Annotated in this window: 17 protein-coding genes; 5 read left to right on the forward strand and 12 right to left on the reverse strand. The window is 70.9% G+C overall.

Translation table 11 applies throughout. The features are described from left to right. The first annotated feature begins 104 nt into the window (after positions 1 to 104). The gene (locus tag JOF41_RS05080; RefSeq protein ID WP_189226144.1) at positions 105 to 551 is read left to right on the forward strand and encodes an Rrf2 family transcriptional regulator; all 447 of its coding nucleotides are present in this window, start codon (positions 105 to 107) and stop codon (positions 549 to 551) included. Positions 552 to 919: 368 nt separating this feature from the next. On the opposite strand, the gene JOF41_RS05085 is transcribed toward JOF41_RS05080, so the two are convergent. The 6 genes from JOF41_RS05085 to JOF41_RS05110 all read right to left on the reverse strand — a co-directional run bounded on the left by JOF41_RS05085 (position 920) and on the right by JOF41_RS05110 (position 7,104). Next, the gene (locus JOF41_RS05085; RefSeq protein ID WP_189226143.1) at positions 920 to 1,237 is read right to left on the reverse strand and encodes an NIPSNAP family protein; all 318 of its coding nucleotides are present in this window, start codon (positions 1,235 to 1,237) and stop codon (positions 920 to 922) included. A 238-nt stretch (positions 1,238 to 1,475) separates the two neighbouring features. Further along, entirely contained in the window at positions 1,476 to 1,946 is a 471-nt protein-coding gene (locus JOF41_RS05090) for an ester cyclase (protein ID WP_189226142.1), read from the reverse strand. 515 nt (positions 1,947 to 2,461) lie between these two features. Further along, on the reverse strand, positions 2,462 to 3,682 hold the full coding sequence (gene hemA / locus JOF41_RS05095) for a 5-aminolevulinate synthase (protein ID WP_307867240.1): 1,221 nt from the start codon (positions 3,680 to 3,682) through the stop codon (positions 2,462 to 2,464). 926 nt (positions 3,683 to 4,608) lie between these two features. Further along, positions 4,609 to 5,097, reverse strand: coding sequence for a DUF1097 domain-containing protein (locus tag JOF41_RS05100; RefSeq protein ID WP_209616486.1), 489 nt, complete (start codon positions 5,095 to 5,097; stop codon positions 4,609 to 4,611). 19 nt (positions 5,098 to 5,116) lie between these two features. After that, positions 5,117 to 6,007, reverse strand: a complete 891-nt coding sequence (locus JOF41_RS05105; protein ID WP_189226139.1) for an SDR family NAD(P)-dependent oxidoreductase — start codon at positions 6,005 to 6,007, stop codon at positions 5,117 to 5,119. A 17-nt stretch (positions 6,008 to 6,024) separates the two neighbouring features. Further along, on the reverse strand, positions 6,025 to 7,104 hold the full coding sequence (locus JOF41_RS05110) for a PQQ-dependent sugar dehydrogenase (RefSeq protein WP_209616489.1): 1,080 nt from the start codon (positions 7,102 to 7,104) through the stop codon (positions 6,025 to 6,027). A gap of 234 nt (positions 7,105 to 7,338) precedes the next feature. On the opposite strand from JOF41_RS05110, the gene JOF41_RS05115 reads away from it, so the two are divergent. Further along, the gene (locus JOF41_RS05115) at positions 7,339 to 8,340 is read left to right on the forward strand and encodes an aldo/keto reductase (RefSeq protein WP_209616491.1); all 1,002 of its coding nucleotides are present in this window, start codon (positions 7,339 to 7,341) and stop codon (positions 8,338 to 8,340) included. A gap of 20 nt (positions 8,341 to 8,360) precedes the next feature. Further along, positions 8,361 to 9,200, forward strand: coding sequence for a helix-turn-helix transcriptional regulator (locus JOF41_RS05120; protein WP_209616494.1), 840 nt, complete (start codon positions 8,361 to 8,363; stop codon positions 9,198 to 9,200). On the opposite strand, the gene JOF41_RS05125 is transcribed toward JOF41_RS05120, so the two are convergent. The 5 genes from JOF41_RS05125 to JOF41_RS05145 form a co-directional block, all read right to left on the reverse strand. After that, positions 9,179 to 10,078 (reverse strand): class I SAM-dependent methyltransferase, encoded by a 900-nt coding sequence (locus tag JOF41_RS05125; protein WP_209616497.1) that lies wholly within the window; start codon positions 10,076 to 10,078, stop codon positions 9,179 to 9,181. The two genes, JOF41_RS05120 and JOF41_RS05125, sit on opposite strands and share 22 nt — an antisense overlap. A 58-nt stretch (positions 10,079 to 10,136) precedes the next feature. Then, a complete protein-coding gene (locus tag JOF41_RS05130; protein ID WP_189226136.1) occupies positions 10,137 to 10,301 on the reverse strand; it encodes a hypothetical protein in 165 nt (54 codons plus the stop codon). Positions 10,302 to 10,457: 156 nt separating this feature from the next. Beyond that, entirely contained in the window at positions 10,458 to 11,009 is a 552-nt protein-coding gene (locus tag JOF41_RS05135; protein WP_209616499.1) for a TetR/AcrR family transcriptional regulator, read from the reverse strand. Positions 11,010 to 11,012: 3 nt separating this feature from the next. Continuing rightward, positions 11,013 to 11,921: an alpha/beta fold hydrolase gene (locus tag JOF41_RS05140; protein WP_209616502.1), complete on the reverse strand. Its 909-nt coding sequence runs from the start codon at positions 11,919 to 11,921 to the stop codon at positions 11,013 to 11,015. A gap of 7 nt (positions 11,922 to 11,928) precedes the next feature. After that, positions 11,929 to 12,519: an isochorismatase family protein gene (locus tag JOF41_RS05145; RefSeq protein ID WP_189226133.1), complete on the reverse strand. Its 591-nt coding sequence runs from the start codon at positions 12,517 to 12,519 to the stop codon at positions 11,929 to 11,931. Positions 12,520 to 12,630: 111 nt separating this feature from the next. Between JOF41_RS05145 and JOF41_RS05150 the strand changes: the two genes are divergently transcribed. Further along, positions 12,631 to 13,479: an SDR family oxidoreductase gene (locus JOF41_RS05150; RefSeq protein ID WP_209616505.1), complete on the forward strand. Its 849-nt coding sequence runs from the start codon at positions 12,631 to 12,633 to the stop codon at positions 13,477 to 13,479. Beyond that, positions 13,476 to 14,003 (forward strand): cupin domain-containing protein, encoded by a 528-nt coding sequence (locus JOF41_RS05155; RefSeq protein WP_209616508.1) that lies wholly within the window; start codon positions 13,476 to 13,478, stop codon positions 14,001 to 14,003. The genes JOF41_RS05150 and JOF41_RS05155 overlap by 4 nt, the downstream gene beginning before the upstream one ends. Before the next feature lie 130 nt (positions 14,004 to 14,133). On the opposite strand, the gene JOF41_RS05160 is transcribed toward JOF41_RS05155, so the two are convergent. Beyond that, the gene (locus tag JOF41_RS05160) at positions 14,134 to 14,745 is read right to left on the reverse strand and encodes a cysteine hydrolase family protein (RefSeq protein ID WP_209616511.1); all 612 of its coding nucleotides are present in this window, start codon (positions 14,743 to 14,745) and stop codon (positions 14,134 to 14,136) included. Between the last annotated feature and the right edge of the window lie 41 nt (positions 14,746 to 14,786).

A 14,786-nucleotide genomic window follows, 5' to 3' on the forward strand; every position in this document is an offset into this window, starting at 1 on the left:
ACGATGGTTGCGATAACGCAAGCCGGGTGCCCCGCTGGGCTGCTGTCGCCTGGTGTGCGGCGGGAAACGTAGCCATAACGATGGCGGTAGGTCACCATGGAGGGATGGCTCGATCGACAAACACCCGGTTCGCCGTCGCCGTGCACGTCCTCACGCTGCTCGCGGGTGTGAACGACGGCCGCGTGGTCAGCTCCGAGGAACTGGCCGACAGCGCGGGGGTCAATCCCGTACACGTCCGCCGAGTGCTCGGCCCTCTTCGTGAGGCCGGCCTGGTGCGCTCGCATGCCGGAGCGCGCGGTGGGTGGGAGCTCGCCTGTCGTCCCGAGGGGATCTCACTCGGCACGGTCTGGCGGCTGCTGCAAGGTGATGACCACGTGCTCGGACTGCACGGACCCAATCCCTCCTGCGTCACGGGGGAGGGCGTCCAACGGGCGCTCACCGTGCTCGACGCCGCGATCGCCGACGCCTTGGTGGCCCAGCTCGAGAGGTTCAGCGTCCGCGACGTGCTCGACGGCAAGATCACTGCGCAGTTCGCGCAGGCGGCGCGATGAGCGGTTCGGGAGGAGCCGGAAAGGGGCGGCAGGCGGAGTTCGTCCGCCCGCGAACCCGGCGCTTCGAACACGTTCCACGGCGCCCGCGAGACGCAACGTGGTGACGTCGTCGCAGGGTCGGCCGACGACCCGGACGACTTCCGCGCGCGATGAGTGCCCGCGCCGGCTCCACAGAGGACAGTCGGTGGGACCCGGACAGTCCAGGGCTGCCTGGCTCGGACCGGGCCGCCCTCGCGCCACCACGATCGGAGCAGTCGCCATCACCGGCTGAACCTCTGCAAGTGCCGTGGGAATCTCCGGATGTCCCGGCAGGCAGGCGCACTGCTCCCGAATCGGCGCTAGGACCTCATCACCGAGGTGCGTGACGCTCAGGCCAGGGGAGACCCGGCGACCGGATCGAGCAGCAGTTCCTCGACGTCGACGATGTCGCCGATGTCGAAGCCCCACATGTCCTCCGACAGTTCGGGGCTCGCCAGGTAAGCGGCGGTGAATTCGGCGGGGTCGATGCCCTCCTGGAACGAGAGCAGGGCGATCAAGCGGTGCGCGCCTGCCTGGTGCTCGGTCCAGAAGCCGTGCACGGTGACGCCGAACGAGGGCATGCTGGTGATATGGCGCGGCCAGTGCACGGTGGCGTACTGCCGGAGCGCTTCTGCCGTGCGCAGGGTGTAGATCCTGATCTGGTACATGACCGAATTCCGTTCGGGATGTGGGCCGGGCGAGGACGATCAGACCCTGGGGCAGGAGGGCCACGCCCTGCGGCACTGTCCGCGGAACGATGGCACTGTTCCGGTCCGGCTGCAGGGCGTGGGCGTCAGTTGGGATTCGTGGGCGTCGGCGGCCGCGGTGGGCGCACGGTTGATCGGTGCGCTAAGCACGCGGGTGAAGCGTGTGCTGACCCGCAGAAGGGGTAGCGGTCACACAGTGCTACGCCCCTGTGGCGGTCGTCTTGGCGGCCTCGATCGCCGACTTGAAGTCGGGGGTGGCTCCGATTTGAGCGAGCAGCACGTTCGCCGCGTTGTAGCAGTTGAACCTCTCGATTTTCCCCGCCCGGAGGTACCACAGATCCGCTGCGGGCACGTCGATGCGGTTGCCGGTCGGGGGGATGTTGCCGATCGGCGTCGGGAACTCGCCGAGATGCGTTCCCTGAATTCGCAGTTCGACGGCGACGACATCACCGAGCACACGCACTTCGAGCAGTTCGCGGTGGACGTCAGGAAAAACGCTGGCGAAGCCCGCCAACGCCTGAGGGATCTCGTCCCCGCGGAAGGTCTGCGAGTTCGGCACGTCGTTGAAAGTTCCATCCTCGGTGAACAAGGCGCGAAAGCCCTGCCCGTCGAGGACGTTCCCCTCCGACAGTCGGTATGCCTCGCGGACAATCTCTTCATTGCTCTTCACTTCTGCTCTTCCTTGGGGCTCGGTGTCGTTGCGGCAGATAAGTTGCCGTCGCCCGGCGGGCGTCGGGTGGCGACGCCGCCCTCTGGTCGGCGATGCCTCCGACGTGGCCTTGCCGAGGCGCTCCCGACCAGGCTAGCAGCTTTTTGACTGACTGGTCAATAAGTTGTGCTCCGTCGGGTCGGGTCGGGTCGGATCGGGTCGGGGAGGGTCGAGGGTGGCCCGACATGCGGCATGCGCGCGGACTTCGAGCAGGACGTTGTCGCGGAGATCGCGTCACAGGTGCCATCGGTCGCCGACCTGGATCGCGTCGGGGCGGGGCCTGACGGGCGGCTTCGGCGTGGGTGGTCGAACCGTCCCGGCGCAGCTCACTCCTCGCCGCTCGAACCACCGCGCCCCGCCGGTTCGACAACCGGTGTCCATGATCGCCGCGCACGAGCACCACCGGGGCGGTGCCCTTCCCGCCCGAGTCGCAGCCGGGGCGGGAAGGGCGCTGGAGCGGAAACCGTTCAGCACGCTCAGCGCGGGCTGAACGGCAGGCCGAGCTCCTTCCACAACCCGTCGAGGATGGCGGCCAGCGACCGCACCTCGTCAGGGGTGTGCGTGGCGTCCGGCGCGATCCGGAGGATCTCGTGCCCGGCCGGGATGCTCGGCCCGGCGATCGCCTGGATGTAGATGCCGTGCCGGTCGAGCAGCAAGGCGGCCAGCTCGCGGCAGGCCGAGTCGCTGCCCACCAGGACCGACACGATGTGCGTGTGGTCGGAGAGGAACGGGATGCCCGCAGCCCGCAGTTGCTGGTGCAGCACCCGTGCGTTCTCCTTGAGGCGGTCCCGTTCCACCTCGGAGGTGCGCAGGTGCCGGACGGCGGCCAGGGCACCGGCCGCCACCGCGGGCGGCAGGGCCGTGGTGAAGATGAACGGCCGGGCGAACGCGCTGACCGCCTCGACCACCGCGGTGGGACCGGCGATGTAACCGCCGGTCGTGCCGAAACCCTTGGCGAGCGTGCCCATCACGACCGTGAACCGGTCGGCGAGGCCGTCGCGGGCGGCGATCCCGGCACCCTGCGGCCCGTACATCCCGACGGCGTGGACCTCGTCCAGGAACGTCATCGCGCGGTAGCGCTCGGCCAGGCGGGCGATCTCGGCGAGCGGCGCGATATCACCGGTCATCGAGTACACCGACTCGATGACGATGAGCTTCGGGCGGTTCGGGTCGGCGTTGGCCAGCAGTTGCTCGAGGTGGCCGGTGTCGTTGTGCCGGAAGACGTGCTTCTGCGCTCCGCTGTGCCGCAGACCGTCGATGATGGACGCGTGGTTGAGCTCGTCGGAGAAGACCAGGCAGTCCGCCGCCTGCCCGGCCAGCACGGTCAACGAGCCGTCGTTCGCCATGTAGCCCGAGCTGAACAGGAGCGCGCTCTCCTTGCCGTGGAGCTCCGCGAGTTCGCGTTCGAGCAGCATGTGGTAGCGGTTGGTGCCCGCGATGTAGCGGGACCCGCCCGCACCCGCGCCGAACTCGTCGACGGCTTGCTTCGTCGCGGCCAGCACGGCCGGGTGTTGCCCCATGCCGAGGTAGTCGTTGCTGCACCAGACGTCGATCTCGGCGGTGGTGCCGTCCCGCCAGGCCGTCGCCACCGGGAACCGGCCCGCTCGACGTCCGAGCTCCAGGAACTTCTGCGCCGAGGCGGCGACGAAGTCGGGCTCCCGCACTCGCCGCGCAAAGACGTCAAGCAATTCTGTCACGGTCGAAGTCTCCTCATTCCTGTTGTCCGCGCCAGCGTGTCTCGGCAAAGAGTCCTCGACGGACGTCCGGTGATCGGTCATTGTCCGCCAACGGACGCGAGGTGCTGCGCGTTCGGTGTATCGGGTGGCCAGCGCTCGACATCGCTCCAACCGGTTGGAGCAACCTTGCCGCGGCGTTCCGGTGCCGGTGGACGTCCTCGTCGATGCCGGGTGGTCGTCCGCCGCCTTCCGCCACCAGCGGCAGGACCACGACAACCACAGAGGACTCGGTAGTACTGCCGACTCAGGTCAAGCCGTCGGAGATCATCGCAGTCCTGCCGGTGCGGTTCGGAGGCACCGCCGACCGAGGTGCGCGCCTGGCCCTGTCCGGCAGGCGTGCGCTGCCGGAGCCGTGCCCGAACCACGGGCGGACGCCAACAGCGCCAAGCCGCCTGCGAGTGCCGCGAGCTCGCCGGTCACACCGATCGTCACGAAACGTCCTTTGCGCGAGTGAGCTGGTCAACGGCACGTTAGAGAGCCTGAACACGTTGTTCGTCACTCTGCGCGGTGATTCTCTCTCCCCCTGCGGGGGGAGGGCGGGCAGCCGTGTATCCGGGCGCGACGACCGGACGATCAGCAGCGCGACGGCCATCGGGAGGGCTGCGGCCCGGCGGATGCTCCAGTCGGGACCGATCAGCCGCAGGCGCGTCCGCTGAGGGTGACCGCGCAGCCGACGGGGGAGTCGGCGCGTCAACGCTGCCAACGCCGCACGATCGGTCCACTCCGGGCGCGGAGGAGAACTGGTCCGGTGCGGTCCGCTGGGCAGTCCCGCCTCAAGCGTCCGGGCTTCCGGTCCGGGCGCGTGGCTTCGTCGGGACCGGGGGCCGGTGTGCCGGTGGCGACCAGCGATGGATCTTTCCACGCCACCGGCACACCGGCTTCGGGGCTCAGGCGAACCGGCGCTGAAGGCGTTGGCAGGCGAAGCCCGCAGCCGCCCCGATCGCGGTGGCGGCCCCCAGGGTCAGCAGCGCGGGACCGATCTCGTCGGAGTGGGCGGCGTAGAACGCGATCAGACCCAGGAACCAGGCGAGCATGTTGTTCAGGACCGGCGTCGTGCGCAGGCCCACCACGACGAGCGCGAGGACGAAGACGGCCAGTGGCAGTGCCGCGGGACCCGCCACCGGAGCCAGCGCCCCGGCCAGGAGCTGGCCCGATGCGGCCAGGACCAGGCCCAGCCAGAGGCAGACCATGGCGTGCGCGCCCTGCACGGGGGAGGTGGGACGGCTGAACCAGGCGACCCAGCCGACGAACATCGCCCAGGCGGGGAAGCTCAGCGAGTCGGCGGCGAACGCGGCCACGGCGGCGACGGCTCCCGCGATGACGGTGAAGACGACGAACCGCGAAGTGGTCTGCGCGGTGACGGCGTGCTGGGACATCGGTTCCTCCGGGGGAGTCTCAGTGCTGGGCGGGGACGAGGAGTTCGCTGTAGCCCATGCGGGTCACGAAGTCCTCGCGAGCGAGTTGAGCCGTCTCGTTGACCTTGTCCACGCCGGACTCGGTGTCGTCGACGACGGTGCGGAAAGGCTTGTGCCCGAACGGAAGCGCGAGGACGCGGGAGATTTCACGGGCGACGCCCTCCGGTCCGGAGACGACTCCCGGCGGGAACAGCCCCATGGTCGCCTCCTCGTTGCGCGCGACGAGCGGATCGAGCTCGGCATAGGCTGCCGTGACCTCGTGGTCGGTCGCCTGGGCCGCGTCGGGGAAGTGCTGGGTTCCCCGCACGATGACGCCGGGCATGACGATGCTGGTCTCGATGCCGAACGGGTGCGTCTCGTAGGAGGTGACCACGGCCAGCGCGTCGAAGGCGGCCTTGGCGACCACGTACGGGCCGAGGAACGGTGGTGTGGTGACACCGATGGTGCTGCCGACGTAGAGCAGGACTCCGGACCTCATCTCTCGCATGTGCGGCAGCGCGGCGCGGTTGACGCGGTGTGCGCCGAGTGCGTTGATGTCGATCAGGTGCCCGACGTCCTCGACCGGGAACGCTTCGACGTAACCGATGGCGAGGTGCCCGGCGTTGTGGACGACGACGTCCAGCCTGCCGGTGGCATCCAGGATCGCCTGAACGGCTTTGTCGGCGGACTCCTGGGACGTCACGTCCAGTGCGATGACCCGCAGGTCGACGTATTCCCGTTCGGCGAAGGCGATCGCTTCCTCGGCGTGTTCGGCGTCGCGTCCCCACGGATCCCGCATGCTGGCGTAGACGGTGTGGCCGTCGACGGCCAGCGCTTTGGCGGTGTGGTTGCCGATGCCGGTGGCGGCTCCGGTGATCAGTACGACGGACATGGTGATCCTTCCTCGGACTATCGGGCGGGAACGAGCTCGACGCGCAGGAGGCGGTCGTCGCCGTTCTTGGGGGCGACGCCGCCGAGCGTCGTGCGATCGGTGTTGGAGGTGGTGATCCACAGCGCGCCGTCGGGCGCGACGTGCACGGCTCGCAGGCGGCCGTACTGCTGGACCAGGTAGGGGGTCGGATCGCCGGTGCGAGTGCTCCCGTCCACCGGCAGGCGCCACAACCGCTGGCCCCGCAGGCACGCGACCCACACCGCGCCGCCCGCGTACGCGATGCCCGACGGCGACGCCTCGGTGGGCCGCAGCGCGAAGATCGGCCGCTCGCCCCCCTGCCCGTCCGGGCCTTCCGAGCCGGGCCAGCCGTAGTCGGCACCCGCGCGCAGCACGTTGAGCTCGTCCCAGGCGTTCAGACCGAGCTCGGCGGCGTAGGCCGTGCCGTCTTCGCCGAAGGCGATGCCTTGCACGTTGCGGTGCCCGGTGCTGAAGACAGGTGTGCCGAAGGGGTTGTCCGGCGGGACCGTCCCGTCCGGACGGATGCGCAGGACCTTGCCGTTGAGCGAGTCGCGGTTCGGTGCGGTCGCGGTGTCGAACGCGTCACCTGTGCCGATCCACAGGTTGCCGTCGGGGCCGAACTGCAGGCGCCCGCCGTGGTGGCGGTTGCCGGTGCCGATGCCGTCGAGCACCACTCGCTCCTGGTGCAACGACCGGAAGTCCTCGGCGACCCGCAGCGCGACGACCCGGTTGGCAGGGGATGACGACACGTAGGCGAAAACGGTGCGGTCGGACTCGAACGCGGGCGAGGCGGCCAGCCCGAGCAGCCCGCCCTCCGCGCTCTGGGTGGCGCCCGGCACGGAGCCGACCAGTGCCGCTTCGCCGCCAGCGGCCGGGATGCGGCGAATCTCGCCGGACACCCGCCCGGACACCAGGGCCGAGCCGTCGGGGAGGAACGTCAGGCCCCATGGCATGTGCAGGCCGCGAGCCAGCTCGGTCACCTGTCCCGGCACCAGTCCCGCCGCGGTGGGCGCGGTGGGCGCGTTGGGCACGGTGGGCGCGGTGGCCGCCGGGTCGGGGGACGGTGAACAGGCGACCAAGGTCGTGATGAGACATGCGACAGCAACTGTGCTTTTCACAGGAATTTCCACCGTTCCTGCCGTCGTGGCGGCGACTGATGTGGATGGCGGCAACGCTAGCGACGGACCGGCTTTTCTGGGTCGCCCTGCCGGACCGGGGATGAGGAGGGCGCCCGTGGCGGGGCGGAGTGCCCGCAGACTGGGTCCCACGAGGCGGCCCGAGGTCGCCGAAACCGACGCCCGAAAAGGAAAACAATGACTCTGAAGCAGCACGCCGTCGGCAGCCGTGGACTGGTGTCCTCCGTCGAGGGCCTCGGCACGATGGGCATGACCGCGATGTACGGAACCCCTGACGACGCGGAGTCCGTCGCGACCGTGCACCGCGCCGTCGACCTGGGTGTCACGATGTTCGACACCGCCGACATGTACGGCCCGTTCAGCGGCGAGGAACTCCTCGGGCGCGCCCTCGCGGGCCGCCGCGACCAGGTCGTCGTCGCCACCAAGTTCGGCGGGCTGACGCTCGACGACTCCGGGCGGATCGTCGGCGGCCCCAACGGGAGGCCGGAGTACCTGCGCAATGCGGTCGACGGGTCGTTGCGCCGCCTGGGCACCGACCACATCGACCTCTACTACCAGCACCGGGTCGACCCGGACGTGCCCGTCGAGGAGACGTTCGGAGCGCTCGGCGAGCTCGTCGCCGCGGGCAAGGTGCGGTACCTGGGCATCTGCGAGGCGCTGCCGGAATCGATCCGCGCCGCGCACGCCACCGCGCCCCTCTCGGCGGTGCAGACCGAGTACTCGCTGTTCACCCGCACCGTCGAGACCAACGGCGTGCTGGACACCGTCCGGGAACTGGGCATCGGCTTCATCGCCTACTCGCCGCTCGGCCGCGGCTTGCTCACCGGCGGGCTGCGCGGAGTCGAGGACCTGCCGGAGAACGACTTCCGCCGCACCGCGCCGCGGTTCGCGGGCGAGAACCTCCAGCACAACCTCCAGCTGGTGGACCGCGTGCGGGCCATCGCGGACGAACTGGGCGTCACGGCGGGTCAGCTGGCGCTGGCGTGGGTTTTGGCCCAAGGTGACCACGTGACCGCGATCCCCGGTACCAAGCGCCGGACGTACCTCGAGCAGAACGTCGCGGCGGCGGGCGTCGTCCTCGATCAGGCCACCCTGAAGGAGATCGACGGGGCCGTGCCCGCCGACGCCGTCGTCGGCCAGCGCTACGCACCCCCGGCGATGGCGTCGATCCAGGAGTGATCCCAGTCGGAAGGCAGCTCATGGCGGACAACGACCTCGGTGGCTTCCTGCGCGCCCGGCGGGAGGCGTTGCGCCCGGAGGACGTCGGCCTCGTCCCCGGCGGACGCAGGCGCACACCGGGTCTGCGGCGGGAGGAGGTGGCGATGCTGGCGAACCTCTCCGTGGACTACTACGAGCGCCTGGAGCGGTCCAAAGGCTCGCACCCCTCGGAGGCGCTGCTGGCCAACCTGGCCCGCGCCCTGCGGTTGACGGTCGACGAACGCGACTACCTCTACCGGCTGGCGGGCTACCCGCCGCCCGCGCGCCCCGCGCACGGCGGTTACGTCGACCCCTCGATGATGTTCCTCCTGGACGCGCTCACCACCGTGCCCGCCCACGTCATCGACGATCTCACCAATGTGCAGGCGCAGAACCCGTTGAGCCGCGCGCTCATCGGGTCCTGGGCCGAGATGGAGGGCCGGGACGCCAACGTCACGTGGCGCTGGTTCACGGAACCGGGGTCGCGTGCGTTGAACACGCCCGAGGAGCACGAGGAGATCGGTCGCGGGTACGCGGCCGATCTCCGCGCCGCCACCGCGCGGCTCGGCTCCGACCGCACCGCGCAGCGGCTGGTCGACGACCTCCTCGACGCCAGCGCCGAGTTCGCCCGGTACTGGCAGGACATGCGCGTCCAGCCGCTGCGATCCACCCCCAAGGTCCTCCTGCACCCGAGGGCGGGCCGACTGGAGGTGCAGTGCGATGTCGTGCTCAGCACCACGACCGGACATCGATTGGTGATCTTCCGGCCGCAGCCGGGCTCCAGCACGGCGGAGAGCTTCGACTTCCTCCGCGTCCTCGGTCAGCAGGCGTTCAACGACTGACGACTGCCGCCACCGAACGGTGAACCCCGGCGCGGCGGGTGTTCGCCGATGCCGGGTCGCGCCGCTCGCGGCTCCTGCGGCTGATCCTCCCATCGACGCCGCCGAGCACCCGCGCACCGCGCTGGAACCCCGCGACCTCCCGCCTCGCGGCGGCATCCGGGTGCGCCTGGACGTTCCCCGATGCCCGGCGGACCGGGGCTGCCCCGGTCCGCCGCTAGCGGAGTCCGACGAGGATGCGTTCCTGGAGGTCCTGCCAGACCACGCCCGCCTCGGTGAACCCGGCGTCGAGGAGGGCGGCCTCGTTGAACCGGTGCGAGGCCCCCGTCCAGTCCCGCGCGCCTTCGGGCCACAGCGTCGCACGTCGCGCGCAGCCTGCTGCCGGGAGGGTGCGGCAGGTAGTCGGCGTTGAGCAGGACCCCCTGGGGGCGCAGCAGTCGAAACGCGCGCCGGTAGGTCGAGACCAGGACGGCAGGGTCCAGCCAGTGCAGCGCCGTGCTGGACAGCACCGCGTCGAAGGTGCCGTCCGCGCCGTCGGCACCGAGGGCGGCGGGCCAGTCCGGGTCGCGCAGGTCGGCCCGGACCCACCGCAGCCTGCCGTCCACGTCGCCGACGGCGCTTTCGCCGATCGACAGCAGCACCGGGTCGACGTCGACGGCCACCGACCGGGCCTTGGGCAGCCGGGCGAGCAGACGGCTGCTGATCGCGCCGGGACCGCAGGCCAGGTCGAGCACCACGAGGTCCTCGGCAGGCCGCAGGTGGGTCAGCACCTCGAACATCACCTCGTACACGCGGTCGCGGTCGGCGATGTAGGCGCTCTGCTGGACGTCCCACCTGGTGAGCAGGTCGAGCCACGGGTCGGTTCGGTCGGTCGCGGTCACGGGTTCTCCTCTCCGGGGCCTCGCGATGTCGGCCTGCGCGGCACGGCGGGCTGCCGCCTCATCCCCGCTCCTGCCCCGGTCCCGCCGCGCTCGCGACGGCGTCGTCGTTCGTGGTCGTCTCGGCCAGGCGGGAGAAGCCCAGGTGCACCTGCCCGGTGTCGGGGTCGACCCACCGGTGCGACCGGACCCCGAAGACCTCGGCGACCAGCTCGGGGGTGAGCACCTCGGCCGGTGGCCGACATCCCGGTCATTCCGGCGGAATCCACCGTCCCGACCATCGTTCCGAGGGCGCGGGGACAGCTCGCCGCGGACATGGCGCTCACCCGGTCGATCCGGCCGTGGCCCGGCGCCGTGCCGCCCGGCCACGGCGCGGCTCTCGTCAGCCCGCTCGGGCGGCGGCGAGGAAGAGGTCGATCTGACGGCCCGCCACGGCGGGCCAGTCGTCCACTCCGGGGAGGGGCACGGCGATCAGCGAGCCGAAGATGATGACGTCGTGCGCGGTCAAATCCGCGCGCAGCGTTCCATCCGCGATGCCGTGCACGACGAGCTCGTGCACGCCGTCCCACACCCCCTTCTCCAGGCGCAGGTACTCCGGATCGCTCGTCTTCGGCGCACCGTGGTAGGACAGGAAGAGGTCGGGGCCGTGCCGCACCGTGCGGACGAGGAACTCGTGCACCGCGTCGATCCCCGACAGGTCCCGCGAGAGGATTTCCTCCACCAGCGCCAGAACCATGCTGATGGACCGCACCTGCAAGGCGGCCAGCAAGTCGTTGCGATCGCGGAAGTGCCGGTACAGCGTCCCGGCACCCACCCCGGCTTCCTGCGCGACAACCGCCATCGGCGCGGTCACGTCGCGCTGCAACGTGCGCAAGGCCGCCACGAGGATCTTTTCCCGATTCGCTATGCCGTCCTTGCGCGGAGCGCGGCTCACCGCTCACCCCGGCGGGACGACGCGTTCATGACCGGCATTGTATGCGTTCGCCCCGCGAAGGAACGCGAGGAGGCGCTCGACCACTTCGGACGGTCGTTCCTCCGCCAGGAAGTGACCGCTGCCCGCGATGACCGCGCTCTGCACGTGCGGCGCCGCGGAGCGCAGGCTCGTGGCGAGCCGGTCGCCTGCCGCGAGCTCCCCGCCCGCGGCCAGCACCGGCATCGTGAGCTGGTTGCCCGCCGCGGCCCAGGCCGCGTTCACCTCGGCGTCGTCGAGCAGGGTGCGGTAGTGGCCGAAGCTCGACCGCAGGCGCTCCACGCCGCGGTAGGCCTCGGCGTAGCGGCCGACCTCCTGTGGTGACAACGGGTTGGCGTCCCCGGCCAGCTGTGCGTACCAGAGCGCGAAGAACTCGTCCTCGTGGCCGTCGATCAGCAGTTCGGCCACCCGCGGCGCCATGAAGAAGCCGAAGTGCCATCGACCGCCGCGGGCGACGTCCATCGCCCGTTCGAGGCCGAGGCCGGGTACGGCCAGGTCCAGCAGAGCCAGACCGCGCACCTCGCCGGGGTGCAGCCGTGCCCAGGAGAAGGCGACCATGCCGCCGATGTCGTGTCCGACCACGTGCGCGGCAGGTCCCAAGCCGAGCGCGCGGAGCACGCCGCGGAGGTCCTCGACCTGGTTGTCCTTCTCGAACCCGCGGTCGCTCAAGGCGGAGCGACCGATGCCGCGCAGGTCGGGCACGACGATGGTGTGACCGCTCTCGGCCAGCGCGGGCAGGACCGGGAGCCAGCAGTCGCCGGTCTGCGGCCAGCCGTGCAAGAGCACCAAGGGCTCGCCGCGGCCCCCGTGCAGGACGCTGAGCTCTGTTCCGTTGGTGGCGATCGCGGAGCGCGTGAAGCCGGGCACGGTCGTCATGGCGGGGTCAGCTCCCCTGCGGGATCAGGCTGCCGACGATGGGGATCAGGCTCTGCCCGGCCGGTGAGCTCCAGTCGCGGGCCAGTTCGGTGAGCACCATGTTGGTGGAGGCGATGCCTGCCCCCGCGAGGCGCATGCGTTCGACGGCGATGTCGTCGGCCACCGCGCTCATGGACCCGCCCGCGTCCGCGACCACCTGCACGCGGTAGCCCTCGCGCAGCGCGCTCAGCGTGGGGTAGACGGTGCAGACGTCGTTGGTGACCCCGGCGATGACGAGGTTCGACCGCCCGGTGGCCGTCACCGCGGCGGCGAAGTCCGGGTCCTCCATCGCGTTGACCATCCCGGACCGCCGGACGCGCGACTCGTACTCGCGCGGCGCGACGTCGCGCAGTTCGGCGATCAGCGGCCCCTGCCGCTGCTCCTCCAGCGACGAGGTCAGCACCAGCGGCATGCCGAGCGCGGTGGCGGCCGCGGCCAGCGCCACGGCGTTCGCCTTCACGTGCTCGACGGGGGCCGAGCGGATCCAGCTCATCGTGCCGACCTGGTGGTCGATCAGCAGTACCGCGGTGTCCTCGGGGGTGAACAGGTCGAGCGCCATCACGACTCCTTCCCATCGGGGCTACCATACCGGAGAATATCGTCCGTTTAAGCGCGCCGCTGTTCGGCAACGCAAGAGGTGTCCACGACAGCCCCGTCCCCAGGAGGTGCGATGAGCGGTTACTCGGGCAAGGTCCTCGCGGTGGGAGCCGCCGGGGAGTTCGCAGGCCTGGTCGTGCCCGCCCTGGCGAAGCGCGGCGTCCGCGTTCGCGGGCTGGTCCGCCGGGAGGAGCAGGCCGCAGGCGTGCTGAGCAGGGGCGCCGAGGAGGTCGCCGTGGCCGACCTGACCGACCGCGACAGCGTGCGGAAGGCGTTGGCGGGCGTCGACCGCGCCTTCTACATCGCACCGGCCTTCGCCCGGCACGAGGCGGACATCGGCCGCGCGTTCGTGGCGGACGCGGTGGCGGCGGGCGTCACCAGGATCGTCTTCTCCTCCGTGGTGCACCCGGTGCTGTCGGCGTTGATCAACCACGCCGCGAAGGCGCCGGTGGAGGAAGCGGTCCTCGACGCCGGCCTGGAATTCACCTTCCTGCACCCAGCGCTGTACTTCCAGATGTTGCGGCGCGGCTGGCGGTCCGCTGTGGACACCGGCGTGCTGGCCGAACCGTGGTCCGCGGACACGCGGTTCTCCCGCGTCGACTACCGCGACGTGGCCGAGGTCGCCGCCCGCGCGCTCAGCGGCGACGACCTGCTGTCGGGAACCTTCGACCTGGCCGCGCCGGGCGAGCTGTCCCGCCACGACGTCGCCGCCCTGATCACCGAGGTGACCGGCAGGCCGGTCCGGGCGGAGCGCGCCGAGCCCGGCCCCGGCACCCCACCGCCGATGCGGGCGATGTTCGAGCACTACGACCGCATCGGACTGACCGCCAACCCCCTGCCCCTGCGCGCCGCTCTCGGGCGCGAACCCCGTTCGCTGCGCGCCTACTTCGAAGAACTCGCCCAGGAGGAGAGCCAGGCATGACCACCGACGAGCACACCGGACCCGCCATCCCGGACGACGACCTCACCCGGTCGCTGACGGTGGCCCACCCCGACGCCCCCGGTACCACTCACCTCTCCATCGCAGGCAACACCTACACCGTGCTCATCACCGGTGAGCAGACCAACGGGCAGTACTGCCTGATCGACATGCGCGTGCCCGACGGCGGCGGCCCGCCCCCGCACCGGCACGACTTCGAGGAGATGTTCACCGTCCTCGAAGGCGAGATCGAGTTCACCTTCCGCGGCGAGAAGCGCGTCGTGAAGGCCGGGTCCGCGGTGAACGTCCCGGCCAACGCCCCGCACAACTTCCGCAACGTCTCCGGCGCACCCGCCCGCATGCTCTGCGTGTGCGTCCCCGCAGGCCAGGACGAGTTCTTCCGGCGCGTCGGTGACGAAGTCGCGAGCAAGGACGCACCCCCGCCGCAGCTCACCGACGACGAGCTGGCCGAGCGCGGGCAGCGGGCGATCGCACTGGCCCCGGAGTACCGCACCGAGATGCTGTGACGGCCACCGGCGGAGCCCGCTCCGGGCGGCAGCGACCGAAGTCGCAGCCGGTCCCTCGGCCGACGTCGTCATGGGTGCCGCACCCGCATCCCGCCGCTGACACCGGTGACGACCTCAGCCCCGTTCCCGATCATGCGGATGTCTCCTCGACATCGGGACCGGGGACGAGTTCGGACCAGGGCGCGACGGTCGCGAACAGCGCGCTCATCGCGACGAGCGAGGGTGCCTTGAACCCGTCGTAGGCGGCGGTGGCGTCGCTGGCCACCGCGACGTCGAAGCCGCGTTCGAGCGCGGAGCGCACGGTGGACTCGACGCACACGTTGGTCAGGACGCCGGCGACCAGGAGTCGTTCGACTCCCAGTCCGCGCAACGCGTCTTCGAGGTCGGTGTAGAGGAAGGCGTCGTAACGGTTCTTGTCGACGACGACCTCGTCCACCGCCGGAGCGAGCCGATCGATGATCCGGGCGTCCCAGCTGCCGTGGCTGAGCATCCGCGGTTCGACGGCGAGGACCGGTGCCGCGGCCTCGCGCCACCGGGGGGACATCTCGGGCCCGCCCTCGCTGATGACGTGTCGGGTGTAGAGGACGGGCAGGCCGGACGCGCGAGCGGAGGCGAGCAGGCCCTCGGTCGCGCGGATGGCGGGCTCGGCGTCCGGCAGGCCCATCCCGGCTCGGGAGAGGGACCCTTCCGGGTGCAGGAACCCGTTCTGCATGTCGACGACGAGAACTGCCGTAGTGGACACGGGCAGGAGTCCTTTCGGAGGAAGGCGACGTGGGGTTTCCC

It is taken from the genome of Saccharothrix coeruleofusca, assembly GCF_017876325.1.
In the GTDB taxonomy this organism is placed as follows: Bacteria; Actinomycetota; Actinomycetes; order Mycobacteriales; family Pseudonocardiaceae; genus Actinosynnema; species Actinosynnema coeruleofuscum.

Coding starts and splice junctions, on each gene's coding strand:
- JOF41_RS05150 (WP_209616505.1), top strand. CDS start 12,631: ATGAGCGGTTACTCGGGCAAGGTCCTCGCGGTGGGAGCCGCCGGGGAG.
- JOF41_RS05080 (WP_189226144.1), top strand. CDS start 105: ATGGCTCGATCGACAAACACCCGGTTCGCCGTCGCCGTGCACGTCCTC.
- JOF41_RS05105 (WP_189226139.1), bottom strand. CDS start 6,007: ATGTCCGTCGTACTGATCACCGGAGCCGCCACCGGCATCGGCAACCAC.
- JOF41_RS05100 (WP_209616486.1), bottom strand. CDS start 5,097: ATGTCCCAGCACGCCGTCACCGCGCAGACCACTTCGCGGTTCGTCGTC.
- JOF41_RS05115 (WP_209616491.1), top strand. CDS start 7,339: ATGACTCTGAAGCAGCACGCCGTCGGCAGCCGTGGACTGGTGTCCTCC.
- JOF41_RS05145 (WP_189226133.1), bottom strand. CDS start 12,519: ATGGCGCTCGACCTGTTCACCCCCGAGGACACCGCGGTACTGCTGATC.
- JOF41_RS05140 (WP_209616502.1), bottom strand. CDS start 11,921: ATGACGACCGTGCCCGGCTTCACGCGCTCCGCGATCGCCACCAACGGA.
- JOF41_RS05085 (WP_189226143.1), bottom strand. CDS start 1,237: ATGTACCAGATCAGGATCTACACCCTGCGCACGGCAGAAGCGCTCCGG.
- JOF41_RS05155 (WP_209616508.1), top strand. CDS start 13,476: ATGACCACCGACGAGCACACCGGACCCGCCATCCCGGACGACGACCTC.
- JOF41_RS05120 (WP_209616494.1), top strand. CDS start 8,361: ATGGCGGACAACGACCTCGGTGGCTTCCTGCGCGCCCGGCGGGAGGCG.